Genomic DNA, 14,311 nt, shown 5'->3' with positions numbered 1-14,311 from the left:
TTTTCATTTGATAAGGAATTACTTATTATGGCAAAAACGAGTGATTTTCCAAGTCATACACTAGAGTTACAGAATATATCCGTTCATACACTCGTAATGGGTGGGGATAAAAAAATTATGGGTGTTGACGAAAAAAAAGGTTCTCAAATAATTTTTGAAAATATACCTAATGCAGTATTAGCTTTATTTAAAGATTCATTTGATCCTTTAAGTATAATGAAAAAAGACATATTTAACGATATGGTTTTAGATTTTCTTGAAGGGCACAAACTTAACTCCTACGAAGGTGTAACATATACATATAAATAATACCTCTGTACTTTTACTACAAGAATTATGTAAATTGACTTATTTTTTATTTCAGGGGCAATAGTTGCATAAGAACAATTTTTAAACCCTGATTGTAAAGGAGGAGCTAATATTCCATCTTTAAGGCAAGCACAAAAAACTCTATTGTATTTGGGGCTTGTGAAGAAAGGTGTATTGAGTTTGTAAGAAAACCTAATGAAAAAGACGAAAAAGACCCTAATTGGAAACGGTTATTATAGAGGAGAGTTATTAAGCTAACGGTGTGCTTTAGTAAGAAGATCTTTGAGCTGTTCACGCAGATCTATTTCTTCTTCAACTAAAGGGGCAGGTTAGTAGAACAAGAAAAATGATAATAGCGACTATATAGAGTGTCAGTAATCAGTGATTGGGGTAGTGATATGGGGAAGAAAATATGGTTATTAATTAATGAGAGTTTGAGTGTCTTAAAAAAGAAGACATATTCCCTTTAGCGCGGGGAATATGTCTTCTTTGTCTTTTTTATGCAATAGATGTGCTTTTTGTAAACATGTTGGTGGTACCCCATATAGTAATACAAAAAAAGCCTTCAAGAAAAAATATTAAAGGTAATTGTAAGAGATACATTCTATTTCTTAAATGGAATATTCAACAATTCTGGAACTGTGACAAATTCATATCCTTGCTCTTGTAGTTTTGGAATAATTTGGTGAAGTGATTCGATCGTATTCGTTCGATCTCCACCCGATTCTGCCCCATCGTGCATGAGAATAATCGCACCTGGATGAATGTTGTCTACTACATTCGAAGCAATAACTTCCGGCGGGTCTTCCTGCCAATCCAACGAATCAACCGACCAGGCAATCACGTAATAGTTTATTTCCCTAAGCTTCTCGACTAATTCATTGTATAAGAAGCCATATGGTGGTCTAAATAATTTTGTCCGGTAACCAATAATGTCCTTAAGAGCATCTTCCGTTCTAGTTACTTCCCTCTCTAGGGTTCCGAGGTCGGATTCTTTGACAAGGTTAGGATGGGAGTAGGTATGGTTTCCGATTACATGACCCTCGTTTTGCATTCGCTTGACAATTTCAGGGTTAGCAACGGCTTTTGAACCTAACACGAAGAATGTTGCTGGTACATTGTACTGTTTTAATACATCTAATACATCATTTGAAAAACGTGGATCAGGACCATCATCAAAAGTTAAAGCAACTCGTTTTTGATCAGTAGGACCTTGTAAGAAAAATATTTCTGGATACCGTTGTTGTAAAATTCTTAGGTCAACAGGCTGCAGAGGATCCCGCCCGGAATTTTCAGATCCTCCTTTAAGGTCAGGTAAATCTTCTTCCGGATCATCTCGTAAGTCCGCTTTCAACCATTGCCTCGATACATCTGCCAAGGGTCCCTCATTCGCATAAACAGTCATGATATCTGTTATATGCAAACAAAATAAAAACCCCGTAACTAACAACCACTTGAATATTCGTTCTTTCATCCATTCATCTCCTTTTTATATTGATACCCGTTTTAGCGATGGCTATTCTAACCTGAAGGTGTTTTTATTTCTCATAGTTGTTTAGCATATTAAAAATTTCATTTTTTGTTCAACTAACGGTTTTGTTGAACTTATTTAACTAAAGGGGCAGATTAGTTGAACAAACACATGATTTTTATGAACTGGGCAAGCTACCTTGACTGATAAAATAAGGTGGTTATTCAAATATGAAAAAAAACAAATTACCTCTATTTTGATTTCACTCGTTTTGGTATTAACGTTTATCACTTCGGGAGTGATGTTGTCGAATACAGGTAAAGCTGAAGCTGAAAAAGTAAGTTCTGAAGAAGAGCATTCCGATTTTTATGATGTATTATTAGTTTTATTAGACCCTGAGGCTAGGAAAGTGATTAATAAGGAATATCCAAATCGTAGTTATGCACTTTGGAATGCAGAAATATTAGAAGTAAAACGACTAACTGGCGGGTATTCTCAATATGATTTTACTGTGAAAGTAAAATATGATACGTATACAGGTCCATTTAATCCACCTGAAGGTCCTATTACAATAACCTTTCATGTAACAACAGATGGAGTTTCAGTAGCGAAAATTCAAAAATGAGTCTTGATACAGCTTTGTATCTAATTCAACTAACGGGTACTTTACTTGAAGATCATTGAGTTGCATAGGCAGCTCTTTTTTTCTTATTGAACTAACAGGGCAGGATAGTTGAATAAGGAATTATTGTAGCTGAACAGGACAAACTAAACCTAATATTTAAGGTGATGAAATTGGATAAAAGTATTCCTCTTATATTGGTTTTATTTGGTGTATTAAATTCTTGGTTGTATTATGGAACTTTTCTAAATACGCCCATTCTACACTAAATAATATAAAGGAACTACAATCTTTGATCTCGGTATAAAAAGGAGACATATTGATGAAGAAAATAATGCTACCTACATTATTGCTACTCTTTGCATTTAGCTTTAGTCCAATATTTGTTCACGCTAACGAGGACCAGAAAGAAGACTTAATGAAAATTGTTAGCAGATTTATGCCATCGAATGCGTCACTTATAAGTCCTGAAAATCCTTCCTCCACACTGCCAATTCAACTCTATGACTTTGACCACGATGGACAGAAAGAAATAATCTTTACTTTTGAAATTAAAGCAAAAGATCAACCAGCCCCTTCCCAGTTTGGATCAATAGTGCTGAAAAAGGACAATGCTGATTGGCGAAAAGTTTTGGAAACAAAAATTCAAGGAGTAGATTTGGATTTTTCGGGTTTGGAAGATATTACAGGTGATGGTACAAAGGAATACTTATTCGGTGTTACAATTGGTGCAGCAGCAGGAAGCGAACTTGAAGTTTATCAATGGGTTGATAACTCATTCAAAAAGATTGCTGATGTTCCTTATCATAAAATGGATTTTGTGAATGGAAAACAAAAAGTTGGTATAGCAGTTTGGCAAATGTATATTGGCGATAGTTATTTAGTGGATGTACTAAAATGGAATGGTGAAAAGTTGGTCTATAACGAAGAATTATATTCTAAATACTATCCGATAATCGAAAAGTTTTATAAAGATAAAATTTCAGAAATGGATGCCTGGTTTTACTGGTATTGCCTTGCAGATGCCCAAATTAAAGCAAATAAATTTGAAGAAGCTTCTAAATCTATTCAAAAGGGGATTTCGTTAGCTAAAAAATCATCAATGCAAGAAGTAGTCCAAGACTTTAATGATTTAACTGAACGGCTAGAGAACAAGAGAAATTAAACAAAAGCTTCTTCAATTAAAGGGGTACTTTAGTATGGAAGTCGATAAAATGGTAGTAGAGATAACTGAATTTTTTTTCATGAATACAACCCCTTTTAGTTTTTATATTGTTCTCTTTCAAAATCATCTTCTAGCTCTCCTGTTACTGCGTTGAACATTAAATAGATCATATTTTCCTTGGTATGATCCCAACCGATAACCATCACAATTGGAACGTTTTTTTGCAGTTGTTTAGTGAAACCAAAATTATATCCCTTAGCAAAAGTGTCTCCTGGATATATTTTGGTGATTTTTTGTGCCTTTTTTAGTAATTCAGGTGTATCATACTTAAAATCTTCAACTTTAGAAATAAATTGACTATTAGGCATAGCGTCCATTTCATTAGGCACATGCACTCTTTATTCCATTTAAGTGCTTCTTTATGGGCGATTTCAAGTGCTTCTTTTAATGTTAAGCCCCTTTCTATATCAGGGGAAAAAAGAAACTTCGGATTCTATGTTCGAATCCATCGTAGTATCTTGGTCTGTACTTTGTTGACAACTAACTATAAATACACAAATGAAGAGAAGTAAAAGATTTTTCTTCATTAATTCCTCCCTTCAAGGGATAGTATAAAAACTATTAACATCTTTTTCATTTTCTTCAATATACCTCTTTACGACTTTATCGAATTGATTGTATTGTTACCTTTTCTGAATAAAGTATGTGCTTATTGAACTAACGGGGCAGGTTAGTGGAAGAAATAGCAAGTGGGTTTAACTAGGAGAAGTGTCGATGACATTAAAGAAGACACCGAGGTGTCTTATGTTTTTTAAATTAAGAATATTGATAAATTGGAATTTAATTACTTAACATTATACTTATTTTCGGAGCGAGGCATCTTATCGGTGAGTATATACCAAGTAATGCTTGCTGTTAATAATGTTGACGAAATCAAAGCTGTAAGAACACTATATGTTTGCCAAATAAGTATCGTTGACCAATCGAAGGCAAAAAACATTATACACTGGGCAATCGTAGCGATTAGGAAAATAATTGTTACGATTGTTCTCTTTTTTGTCATTGGCTGCTGCTCATTCGTTTTCCTTTTTCTTAATCCTAAGAGAAATAACAGAACGGCCAATAGGCAAAGAATAATTGTGGTAGACGACAAAATGATGTCCAAAAGCTGTGTGCCGCTTATCTCATATGACTGAGTTAGATTGCCGTTTAATATATTTTTAACTTTTAGTACCAGGTTTATATTGGTATTTGCGCCGTTGCTCAGTAAGCAGATGGCTGTTCGTTCATTTGGCAGTATGGCTACTTCGGTTCTAAAATTCGGATTACCCCCAGTGTGTTCTATAAACGTTTGTTCGGCGTTTACCGACCAACCTGCCGCATAATACATATCGTTGACAGCCGAAACAGACATATCACCCCTATGTGATTTTTCGATAACCCTGTGAAATATTTCGGGTATGTCCTGCACGATACCCATCTGTATGCCCATCCAACGCGCCATATCTTTTGTATTAGAAATGATATAGCCGGCAGGTTTATTCCCAGCATAATCCGGAGCGTTAAATGGAGTTGTTATGAAAAAGGAAGAACGGTAGCCCTGCGCTAACTGTCCAGTGGCTTGAGCATCTTCTTTATAAACATACGTCTGGTGAAGACCTAAGGGTAGAAATACCTGTTCCCTCATAAAGTCTTCATAGCTTTGTCGTGATACAATCTCAATAACCAAACCCAATACGTCATAATTAACGGTTCCATAGTTATATTGTTCACCGGGAGAGAACGCCAATTCAGCATCTACCAGCGTTTCCACAGTCTTTTGCAACATATCAGGCGTATTGCCTTGTGGAATATTTTGAGTATGTCTAATATTTGTTAGGCCGCTGGTATGGTGAAGGAAGTTATTTAGTGTAAGGCTTTGCATATCAACAGGTTTACCTTGATACTTTAACGTAAACCAAGGTAAATATTTTTGGATAGGGTCAGTCATAGATAGCAGCCCTTTCTCTTCCAATAGCAGAATCCCCATACCAGTAAAAGCTTTACTCACCGAGGCCAACTCATAGAGTGTATTTTCACTTGCAGACAACCCCTTTTCAAGATCTGCATACCCAGAAGAAAAATAGAACACTTCATCATTAGCAAGTATTGAGATTGACATTCCAGGCACACCTGATGTACGACAGGCATCATCTAGCAACGCTTGTATTGCCACAGATTTCGAATCTGACAACGCATAACTTTGTGTTGCGAATCCTGAGAATAATATAAGTATCGTTAATACAAAAACAATAGTCTTTTTCATAAACCCTCCTTTTTGAAGAATTATAAGAGTATAAAAAACTTATTTTTATAACTATAAACTAAATTCTAATTTATATTTCTACTTACCTATATAATATCAAGTAATTGTGAAGAGTTACACTTAAATTAACGGGGGCTTTAGTTGAAGAAGAGCTACTAAAAATAATCAAATTTTCCAATAAAAACTGTATACTAAATTAACAGAAAAGAAATCGTTTTTCTTTGATTTGTATTTTGAAGAAAAGAGTCAAAATATAATGCAACAAAACAATTGGTTTGATTATCGTATAGGGGTTAACAGTGAGAAGGTAAATAGATAATAAATCAAGCCAGTCCTATGAAAGTTTTGTAGGACTGGCTTTTAATTTATCTTTACATTAATTTTTCCACTCATTCTCCAATTTGGATTTACAATGAAATATTCTTTCATTTTGGAACGCATATTTATATTTTTATTATAGGCTTACTCTTTGGGTTTGTGTACAAAAAGACCGGTTCATTATGGTCGGTTATTATATTGCACGCACTTTATAATTTTTTTGTTACTATTATTTAGTAAAGGAAATACGTTATTAACTTTATTCAAGTAATGAGGATGTTTCTAAATTAAGTTGAGACGCTTTTTTACTAACGACTCGGTAATTTAAAATGTACTCATTGAAACTTTGCTTCGTATAAAACGTATTATACTGGAAGGAGATGATATATTTGAAAAAAGAAAATAAAAAGGAATTCATTGAATGGATTAAACCAATCGTAGTAGCAATTATTTTTGCTTTGGCGATTCGCACATTCATTTTTACACCCATAGTGGTAGATGGGGCTTCGATGATGCCTACATATGAAGATGGGGACAAAGTCATTGTAAATAAAATTAGTAAACAAATTGCAGAGTATGAACGCTATGATGTAATTGTCTTTGATGCAGGGGAAGATAATTATATAAAGCGTGTTATAGGTTTACCGGGTGAGCACATTGCCTATAAAGATGATATTTTATATGTCAATAGAGAACCTTATGTTGAGCCATATTTAGAAGAATATAAGAAAAAACTAATTGACGGTGGTACATTAACAGAAGATTTCAGACTCGAAGAATACACTGGCAAATTAACGATTCCTGATGGTTACTTATTCGTAGTAGGGGATAATAGGAGACATAGTTCTGATAGTAGGGATCCGGAAGTCGGTTTAATACCAATGGACAAAGTTTTAGGAAAGGCCAATATTATATTTTATCCATTAGATAATATAGGTATCGTAAAATAAAACAGGAATTGGAAGGTATTTGCGTAATAGGAGCATTCGCTTCTTTTGCTAACGGGGGCTTTAGCAAAAGATTACTGAGCTGCATAGATGGCTCTTTTTTTATTGTGGAAATAATAATATAAAGCTTATAATTTGATTGGGTGATTAAAAGTGACTATACAACATAAAAAGATAATCGATTTCTATGATAGTCGTAGACTGTTCAATAAATATCAACGTAAAAATACACCAAGCGTAATCTTTATTGCAGGGTTAGGCGATAGCCATGAAACATGGAAAAAGGTCCAAGACCGAATATCGGATGAAACGTCAACCTTGTCCTATGACAGGGCGGGTATTGGCAGGAGTCAAGACGTAGCAGTCCCGCGGACTTGCTGTGATCTTGTCGAGGAGCTCTCCGAATTGTTGCAAGCGCTTGACGTGGAGAAGCCCTATATATTGGTAGGACATTCCTTTGGTGGGTTGGTCGCCAGATTGTATACCAGTCTTTATCCGCTGGATATCTGTGGTTTTGTTTTGGTTGACGCTGCACCGGAATATAAAGAACTTGCCTATGAAAAGGCTCTACCAGAAAATCTCCTTGCAGGAAATAGGGAATATTTCGAGAATCCTATGTTGAATAGTGAGAAAATTGATAAAATACAGAGTTATCAGCAAATTGTTGATCACTCAAGACAAAGTGACATCCCTCTCTCAATTATTACAAGAGGTTTACCCGATAATGGTGAAGATGGATGGCCCTCTCAAGAAATATTAGAAATTGAACAAAGTCTACAAGCAGAATTCCAATGGCTGTCAACGTCAAGTAAGTTCCGGATTGCTAGTCGTAGTGGACATTATATACATCACGATGAGCCTGATATTGTAATAGAAGAGATTTTATTAATGTTAAAGGGGATGGGGAAGTGAGCAATATAAGGTTGAAATTTATGGCGGATTTGAAAAGAATTGAGGAGGAATAATACCAACTTCGTTAAGGTGAGCAGATGAGGAATTTGTAACTTTAATGTTGCAATATATCGGTGATCCTGAGAGCTGTTCATACAGCTCTTTATTAATTCAACTAACGGGGCAGTTTAGTTTAATAAGCACTTAGAAAAAGAGACAGTACCTGTTTATTTTGGGTACTGTCTCTTTTTAATTGATTATCATAGCTAGCAAAAGATGTTTTTGTTAATGCATGAAGCTAGCGCCGACAATAATTAGAAGAATGAATAGTACAACGATTAGAACGAATGCTGAACCATTGTTGCGTTCGCGAAATTCTCCAGAGTATCCCATAAAAATCCCTCCTTTCTACAATCTATAATATGTATAGTTGTAAAAATGGGAGGTGTATTAGTCTAATAAATACTTTTTTTTGAAAAATATATTATCAATTTAAGTATTTTGAGAAGAATTTTGTCCAGTAAGGGGTGAGAATAATTGAAGGGATATTATGTTAAAAACCTAATTTTAATAGGTAATGGGATTCGGTTAGGAAAAATGCTTACTGATGAAAATAAGTTTTTGAAAGGGATAACATTAGTTCTTTTCCATAAAGCGAGTTGAAATATTGTCATAGCTGATAACGAATGGGTTAATGGCGACGGCGTACCGTACAAAATAATAACGATAGATGGCCGTGTATTATTCTTTAAACGATTAGCAATAGGAGTTATGAGGGTTTTTTAAGATATATATATTGTGCAGGGAGTGAGGTGAACTAATTTGGATTAAACATGTTGGACATGCGGTCATTGGGTGTTAGCTCTATGGAGACTAACGGGTGCTTTCGTACAAGGTCGTAGAGCAGCTGTTCAGACAGCTCTTTTCTTCTTCAACTAACGGTCAGTATAGTGGAAGAAGGCCCAATAAAAATGATTGCGAAAGACCAAATTGGAAACCATTATAGCTTATATAGTGCTAGCTTTTAAGATTCTTGATATTTCAAGATTTTTCTAATAGAATTGAGATAATGATATATACAAAGTTTCCATAGTGTATTGAGGCCTGGGTCGAAAGTTCGATTCTTCGGCACCTTCATATTTGTATTTATTACAATCTCTTTTTTACGATATATCAGTTTATTACCTGAAGACGTACCATATATGGAGGCAATGCAAATGCAATTATCAGCAAAAAATCTTATTTCTATCATTACTGAGTCACTCTGGGCTTTTGGAATTAGTGTATTTGCAGGTATGAATATAGGTGGGTCTGGTGTGCATCCAGGGGCTTCGGCCTAAATACATTAGAATACATATTTTTAAAGAGTGTAGTTTTTCTACACTCTTTTTATGTGAGTCTGAAGTGAAACGATGATGAATATAAAGTGAAAATAAGTTGACAACAAATTCTGTTTCTATCTAATTTTTTTAAAATATGCTTTGGGAGTTGCTTAAAGGAACCATCTTCATTATTTAAGTAACTCATCACCTTATTAGGTGTAAGATAAATATTTTCAAAACCTATGATTTGGATACGTACTCCAGATATATGCTAAACCACGTGCATATTGTTCCTGTGACCAACTTTTGAAAACCTCTCCAGAAGGTTGAATAATCTGAACTACTCGTTCATTATCTATTTCAATAGTCATATACCGGGGAGAGGAAATGGCTAAAAGTTGCTTGTAATTGATTTTTGCATATATCTCCTTTAATTGGATAGGCTGAAGGTTTTTTTGTCCTTATACTTATCAAAATAGTGCATGCCAAATTCTGATTGTACTCCTGAATCCTCGATACATAGAAATAAACCAATATCGTTCATTTTCATTCCGAAAACAGTAGAAAAATACTCAAAGTAGTTGAAGTTTGATTCATCCCAATCATCATCATATTCATACATTATAAATACAAAAAGTGAATAAGGTTTTACCGGAATATATTGACCGGGTCAGCTTAGCAGGCTTCTACCTTATGACTAGACCGAACGAAGAAATGTAAGCGTACTGACGCTAAGAGACATGGGAGGGTACGTCATAAGCATCGCAGAGATCCATTGTGCATCACGTAGTGGATAAAAAAAGCTAATGATTTCCATTAGTTTTAGCGAAGCTTACACTTGATTTGTTAATAAAAACCATAAATTCAATACCCTGTTTGTAGGAGGAGCGAAAAAATATTTTTTATACATCACGAAGTGTTGTAAACCGTTGATACATCAATGTTTATAGAGGGAGTTTAGTTGAATAAGCACTTAAAAAAGAGACAGTACCTATTTTGGGTACTGCCTCTTTTTCCTTAATACATTTACTTTTATAAACTAACTGCAAAGTAGGGAATTTTAATTGTTATGGTCTATAGATACCATCCACTTACTGTAAAGAGAGACCAAATGTAATTCTAATAACTACTAGTTATTTTTCTGGTTTAATATAAGGGACAATTTGGGCAGTAGCACCTACTGATGCTCCACGAACAAAATCTTGATTTTCTAACGCTTTAAAATTTTGCGTTTGGCCAGTCAGCATCACTCCTGAAATTCCTGTTTAATCCCATTTTAATTCTTGTTCATATTCAAAAAATCCTGGATTTTTTCGATATTACCATTAGCATCATATATTTTTAGCGTATCGATAAAGCCATTGTATGCCTCTTTCGGTGAAGAAGATGGTTCAAATCCATAAACCAGTGTACCAGAAGGTCCCTTACTTTCATCTATAATCGGCGAGGCCATATATTGATCCGTGTTACACCGATTTTGCTAAGATAACACAATGTAGCGAGAAAACACTATTGTCTTGTGGCTAATTAGCCCGACTTGGATATAAAAAATTATTAATAGAATGTTACGTTTTAAGAAATGAATCGTTTATTAAACTGGATAGATTAAATGGGGGAAGTGGTTGGATGTGAAGTTTGTTGACTTGTATGATGCTTATTTTGATGACATTTATAGGTATGTGTATGTGAAGACGAGTAATAAATGGGATACGGAAGATTTGGTTAGTGATGTGTTTCGGAAGGCGTTTGAGAAGTTTTCTGTGTTGGAAGGGCATCCGAATGATAAGGCTTGGCTGTTTACCATCGCGAGGAATACGGTCATTGATTACTATCGGAAAAACAAGAGTGTCTTAATGGGAGATGAATTCGAACAGTATTTGAGTCAACTTCAATTTGAAGATCCGTTTGATGGTACAACGGAGAAGGAATGTTTACAGAAAAGTTTAGGGCATTTATCAGACGAAGATTTAGAAATTACGGAGTTACGGTATTTTGCGGATTTGAAATTTAAAGATATGGCGGTCATTTTGAAAAAAGAGGAAGGGTCTCTTCGTGTGAAGTCAAATCGTATTACGAAAAAGTTAGGTGTTTTAGTGAGGAAGTGTTTGGGGGGATTATGATGGAGAACGAAAAAATAAAGAAGACACTTTACGAGTTAAGAAATGAGATTGCAGTTGACACTGATTTAAAAAAACAATTGCGTAAAACATTTGTGAAGAAAAGTAGGACGAGGAAATGGAAGAATGCTTGGATTCCTTTACTTGCGGCAGCTAGCATGTTTTTAGCTTTTTTATTGTCGAATGAACAAGTGCCACAACACGTGAAGGCAAGTTCGTTAAAGATTGCGAATGCAATTTCGTTTCTCGATATTGGGAGCGGGGAGATAACAGCCTATACGTATCATGATGGACGTTTGTATCTCTCATTAGAGGGCAGAGGTATTTTTGTTTATGGGAATGAATTGAAAAAAGTTTTAAATGATGCTGCGGATAGTTTTAGCCGTTCGTCTAAGGGGGAGAAGCTACTTTTTACGTATAATGGAGATGTGTTTTTGTTTGATGTGAAAACTACGAAGTCGGAAAAAGTGCTAGATGGAACTTCAGATTCTAGTTATATTTATCCAGAATGGAAGGATCAGAACCATATCTATTTAACAAAAGTAACGGATAAGGAAAAACAAATTGTAGAAGTGAATGTGCAAACAAAGGAAGAGACCATCATTGTAAGTGGAGAAATGGCCTCTTTTGTGGAGAAGGAACAAAAACTTGTCTTCGAGCGCCATGGAGAAATTATTATTTACAACGTAAAGAGTGGCAAAGAAACCATTGTGGATCGTGGTAAGAACCCATCTGTTACAAACGATGGCAATTACATTTCGTATGTGAAAGAGCGTTCTGGGTTTGAAGATGTATGGATTTCGGATATGGATTTGGAGACAAAAAACAAGGTCACGACAAATCCGCCTCCACGCTATGAGCCTTCGGGTGAAGGGATGTATCGTTATCATCTTCCCATTTGGGGTAATGATGAACGTACATTGTATGTTATGAAAAAGAGAAACGATGGTGAAAACGGACCTGCTAAAATTATGAAAATCGAATTGAGTGAACAATCGAGTACGGAGATTGAAACGGTGAAAAGTTATTTACAAGCTTTGATGGTGCGAGATGATGACTTTGCAAAAAGCTTACTAAAAGACCCTCCGGAATTTTTAACGTATTCGAATCCTAAACAAATTGGTTTTCAAATACTGGAAACGACAAAAAATGAACAGTCTACTTCAGTAAAAGCTGAAGTCTATTGGACAGACACATCTCTTGCTTATTACAAAGTGTCCACGTATGACCTTACTCTTATGAAGAAAAATGAGCGATATGTAATTGAAACAGTGAAAGAGCTATCTACCACAGAACTTTTGGCAAATGAACAGAACGAAGTTGAATTGGTGAAGGATGGCAAGGGGGAGGCACTTTTTTCTTTACAAGACATTCCTCAATCTTTTAATCAAACTGAAAATATTCGTTTCAGTTCCTTGCTCCGTACACATGATGAAAAAACCGTTATTTTTAGTTTGCAGGGAATGGATGAAAAGAGTAGGTTTACCTTACTTTCTTTTAATCGTGAAACAAAAGCCTTCAACTTGTTAGTTACACTTGAAGGAGGCATTATGGAGAAAGTTGCACTGGATGCTACTGGACGCTTTTTAACCGCAGACTATTCTACAGACGCTTTTGATTCGAAGATGTTCATCTTTGATTTAGAAAAAGGAAAGCAAACAGACTTTACCAACGTCCATTCTGTATTCTGGAAGGGAGACAAACTCATCCTAAAGGAAGTGGCGAAAACACATTCTATGTACTATCAGTATGATCCACATACGGGAAGTAAAATAAATTACTAATTCACTCAACTTTCGCATAGTGAAATCGATAAATAAGCCTTGATATAACTGGGTAGGCCGTTGATCCACTGTTGTAGTTGATTTTCAATCGACTTTCTTATTTTCTGAAACTGTCAAGGGACATATTAAACTATGGATAAAGCAAGGCAGGGTAACTTACAACGCTAATTTATTTGGTGCGAAAGTGGAGTTAATAATATTATTGATAACATTCCCGGTGAGATGAATGAATCACAGTAAGCAGGAGATTATGTAATTTTAGAGCATTCAAACAAGGAGTATAGTTTACTTGCCCATTTTAAAGAACATTTCATTATGGTAAATGAGGGAGATGCTGTAAAGAAAGATCAAATCATCGGATTATGTAGAAACTCTGGAAACTCATCTGAGCCACATGTTCATTTTCAAGTGATGGATTCGTCGGATTATATGAATTGTCAATCAATCCGTATCCGTTGTAACGATGGGCTAGAGCCAATTCAAGGGGAGAGAGGTTCCCTTCTACTCGACTAGTTCAATAAGGGCTAATTCTGAGGAAGATGAAACTATTAGTAAGTTCTCACGTATCTAACATATGTAAAATATTGGGTATGGAGTGATTTTATGAAAAAAATAATTATGATGCTTACACTACTATTTTTAGTTGCTTGTTCAAACAACGAAGGGGAGACTTTAAACTTTCAAGGAGAAAGTGAAAACTGGAAAGTTAATTTTACTTCTGTAGATACAGGTTCTTCGAGTCAAAATACATCATATACAATTGTGTATATTGGTAGTGATACAGCACCTGAAACATTTGATTATAATCTTTCCGCCACTCCTTCACAGAAAGATTTTGGAGAAACAAATGCAAAGTTGAACAAAGATGGGCTCAAGGAAGGAAAAGAAATAAATAAAGGTTCCAAAGTTCAGAAGGATGAAATCATAGTTGTAGAATTAAATTGGGATGGCAAAACAGAAAAAGTGGAGTTAGCTCCTAAATAAGAAATTCGACAATAGTTTAATCATTTAGCGTTTTTCTTATTTAGACAAAGGTCAGTTTAGTTTAATAAGGTGTTTG

15 protein-coding genes and 1 pseudogene are annotated in these 14,311 nt (G+C 35.0%); 11 read left to right on the top strand and 5 right to left on the bottom strand.

Annotated features, from left to right (window positions below):
- The first annotated feature begins 27 nt into the window (after positions 1 to 27).
- Positions 28 to 309, top strand: a complete 282-nt coding sequence (locus tag JFL43_RS22265; protein WP_234447536.1) for a hypothetical protein — start codon at positions 28 to 30, stop codon at positions 307 to 309.
- A 604-nt stretch (positions 310 to 913) separates the two neighbouring features.
- Here the strand turns inward: JFL43_RS22265 and JFL43_RS01790 are convergent.
- Positions 914 to 1,783, bottom strand: a complete 870-nt coding sequence (locus JFL43_RS01790; protein WP_200747656.1) for a polysaccharide deacetylase family protein — start codon at positions 1,781 to 1,783, stop codon at positions 914 to 916.
- Between the two features lie 298 nt (positions 1,784 to 2,081).
- Between JFL43_RS01790 and JFL43_RS01785 the strand changes: the two genes are divergently transcribed.
- Both JFL43_RS01785 and JFL43_RS01780 read left to right on the top strand, forming a co-directional pair.
- Complete coding sequence (locus JFL43_RS01785; RefSeq protein ID WP_234447535.1) at positions 2,082 to 2,405, top strand: DUF3888 domain-containing protein; 324 nt, start codon at positions 2,082 to 2,084, stop codon at positions 2,403 to 2,405.
- 319 nt (positions 2,406 to 2,724) lie between these two features.
- Positions 2,725 to 3,567 carry a hypothetical protein gene (locus tag JFL43_RS01780; protein ID WP_200747654.1) on the top strand — a complete coding sequence of 281 codons (843 nt, stop codon included), beginning with the start codon at positions 2,725 to 2,727 and terminating at the stop codon, positions 3,565 to 3,567.
- Positions 3,568 to 3,662: 95 nt separating this feature from the next.
- On the opposite strand, the gene JFL43_RS01775 is transcribed toward JFL43_RS01780, so the two are convergent.
- Complete coding sequence (locus JFL43_RS01775) at positions 3,663 to 3,956, bottom strand: hypothetical protein (RefSeq protein WP_200747653.1); 294 nt, start codon at positions 3,954 to 3,956, stop codon at positions 3,663 to 3,665.
- Between the two features lie 455 nt (positions 3,957 to 4,411).
- Positions 4,412 to 5,872: a serine hydrolase domain-containing protein gene (locus JFL43_RS01770; protein ID WP_200747652.1), complete on the bottom strand. Its 1,461-nt coding sequence runs from the start codon at positions 5,870 to 5,872 to the stop codon at positions 4,412 to 4,414.
- Between the two features lie 363 nt (positions 5,873 to 6,235).
- On the opposite strand from JFL43_RS01770, the gene JFL43_RS23295 reads away from it, so the two are divergent.
- The 3 genes from JFL43_RS23295 to JFL43_RS01755 all read left to right on the top strand — a co-directional run bounded on the left by JFL43_RS23295 (position 6,236) and on the right by JFL43_RS01755 (position 8,049).
- Positions 6,236 to 6,427, top strand: a complete 192-nt coding sequence (locus tag JFL43_RS23295; protein WP_200747690.1) for a CPBP family glutamic-type intramembrane protease — start codon at positions 6,236 to 6,238, stop codon at positions 6,425 to 6,427.
- A 152-nt stretch (positions 6,428 to 6,579) separates the two neighbouring features.
- The gene (gene lepB / locus JFL43_RS01760) at positions 6,580 to 7,140 is read left to right on the top strand and encodes a signal peptidase I (protein ID WP_407701925.1); all 561 of its coding nucleotides are present in this window, start codon (positions 6,580 to 6,582) and stop codon (positions 7,138 to 7,140) included.
- Positions 7,141 to 7,290: 150 nt separating this feature from the next.
- Positions 7,291 to 8,049: an alpha/beta fold hydrolase gene (locus JFL43_RS01755; protein ID WP_200747650.1), complete on the top strand. Its 759-nt coding sequence runs from the start codon at positions 7,291 to 7,293 to the stop codon at positions 8,047 to 8,049.
- Between the two features lie 264 nt (positions 8,050 to 8,313).
- Here the strand turns inward: JFL43_RS01755 and JFL43_RS01750 are convergent, their stop codons facing one another.
- Entirely contained in the window at positions 8,314 to 8,421 is a 108-nt protein-coding gene (locus JFL43_RS01750) for a YjcZ family sporulation protein (protein ID WP_200747649.1), read from the bottom strand.
- Positions 8,422 to 9,245: 824 nt separating this feature from the next.
- On the opposite strand from JFL43_RS01750, the gene JFL43_RS22940 reads away from it, so the two are divergent.
- Complete coding sequence (locus JFL43_RS22940; RefSeq protein WP_267907740.1) at positions 9,246 to 9,368, top strand: hypothetical protein; 123 nt, start codon at positions 9,246 to 9,248, stop codon at positions 9,366 to 9,368.
- A gap of 1,115 nt (positions 9,369 to 10,483) precedes the next feature.
- On the opposite strand, the pseudogene JFL43_RS22260 reads toward JFL43_RS22940, so the two are convergent.
- Positions 10,484 to 10,806 (bottom strand): annotated as a pseudogene (locus JFL43_RS22260) (anti sigma factor C-terminal domain-containing protein); the annotation flags it as partial.
- A gap of 172 nt (positions 10,807 to 10,978) precedes the next feature.
- Between JFL43_RS22260 and JFL43_RS01745 the strand changes: the two are divergent.
- The 4 genes from JFL43_RS01745 (at position 10,979) to JFL43_RS01730 (ending at position 14,235) form a co-directional block, all read left to right on the top strand.
- Positions 10,979 to 11,470, top strand: coding sequence for an RNA polymerase sigma factor (locus JFL43_RS01745; RefSeq protein ID WP_325166621.1), 492 nt, complete (start codon positions 10,979 to 10,981; stop codon positions 11,468 to 11,470).
- A complete protein-coding gene (locus JFL43_RS01740) occupies positions 11,467 to 13,251 on the top strand; it encodes a hypothetical protein (RefSeq protein ID WP_200747647.1) in 1,785 nt (594 codons plus the stop codon). Before JFL43_RS01745 ends, JFL43_RS01740 begins: the two co-directional genes overlap by 4 nt.
- A 255-nt stretch (positions 13,252 to 13,506) precedes the next feature.
- Positions 13,507 to 13,764 (top strand): M23 family metallopeptidase, encoded by a 258-nt coding sequence (locus JFL43_RS23290; RefSeq protein WP_200747689.1) that lies wholly within the window; start codon positions 13,507 to 13,509, stop codon positions 13,762 to 13,764.
- A 90-nt stretch (positions 13,765 to 13,854) separates the two neighbouring features.
- Positions 13,855 to 14,235, top strand: coding sequence for a hypothetical protein (locus JFL43_RS01730; RefSeq protein ID WP_200747646.1), 381 nt, complete (start codon positions 13,855 to 13,857; stop codon positions 14,233 to 14,235).
- Positions 14,236 to 14,311 lie beyond the last annotated feature (76 nt).

Source organism: Viridibacillus soli, assembly GCF_016612995.1.
In the GTDB taxonomy this organism is placed as follows: domain Bacteria; phylum Bacillota; class Bacilli; order Bacillales_A; family Planococcaceae; genus Viridibacillus; species Viridibacillus soli.
Note: the sequence above shows the minus strand (reverse complement) of the source record. Positions and strands in the feature narration are given on the sequence as shown.

What these genes read in the sequence shown, in the direction of transcription:
- JFL43_RS22265 (WP_234447536.1), top strand. Translation starts at nt 28, where the DNA reads ATGGCAAAAACGAGTGATTTTCCAAGTCATACACTAGAGTTACAGAAT.
- JFL43_RS01790 (WP_200747656.1), bottom strand. Translation starts at nt 1,783, where the DNA reads ATGAAAGAACGAATATTCAAGTGGTTGTTAGTTACGGGGTTTTTATTT.
- JFL43_RS01785 (WP_234447535.1), top strand. Translation starts at nt 2,082, where the DNA reads ATGTTGTCGAATACAGGTAAAGCTGAAGCTGAAAAAGTAAGTTCTGAA.
- JFL43_RS01780 (WP_200747654.1), top strand. Translation starts at nt 2,725, where the DNA reads ATGAAGAAAATAATGCTACCTACATTATTGCTACTCTTTGCATTTAGC.
- JFL43_RS01770 (WP_200747652.1), bottom strand. Translation starts at nt 5,872, where the DNA reads ATGAAAAAGACTATTGTTTTTGTATTAACGATACTTATATTATTCTCA.
- JFL43_RS01750 (WP_200747649.1), bottom strand. Translation starts at nt 8,421, where the DNA reads ATGGGATACTCTGGAGAATTTCGCGAACGCAACAATGGTTCAGCATTC.
- JFL43_RS22940 (WP_267907740.1), top strand. Translation starts at nt 9,246, where the DNA reads ATGCAATTATCAGCAAAAAATCTTATTTCTATCATTACTGAGTCACTC.
- JFL43_RS01740 (WP_200747647.1), top strand. Translation starts at nt 11,467, where the DNA reads ATGATGGAGAACGAAAAAATAAAGAAGACACTTTACGAGTTAAGAAAT.
- JFL43_RS01730 (WP_200747646.1), top strand. Translation starts at nt 13,855, where the DNA reads ATGAAAAAAATAATTATGATGCTTACACTACTATTTTTAGTTGCTTGT.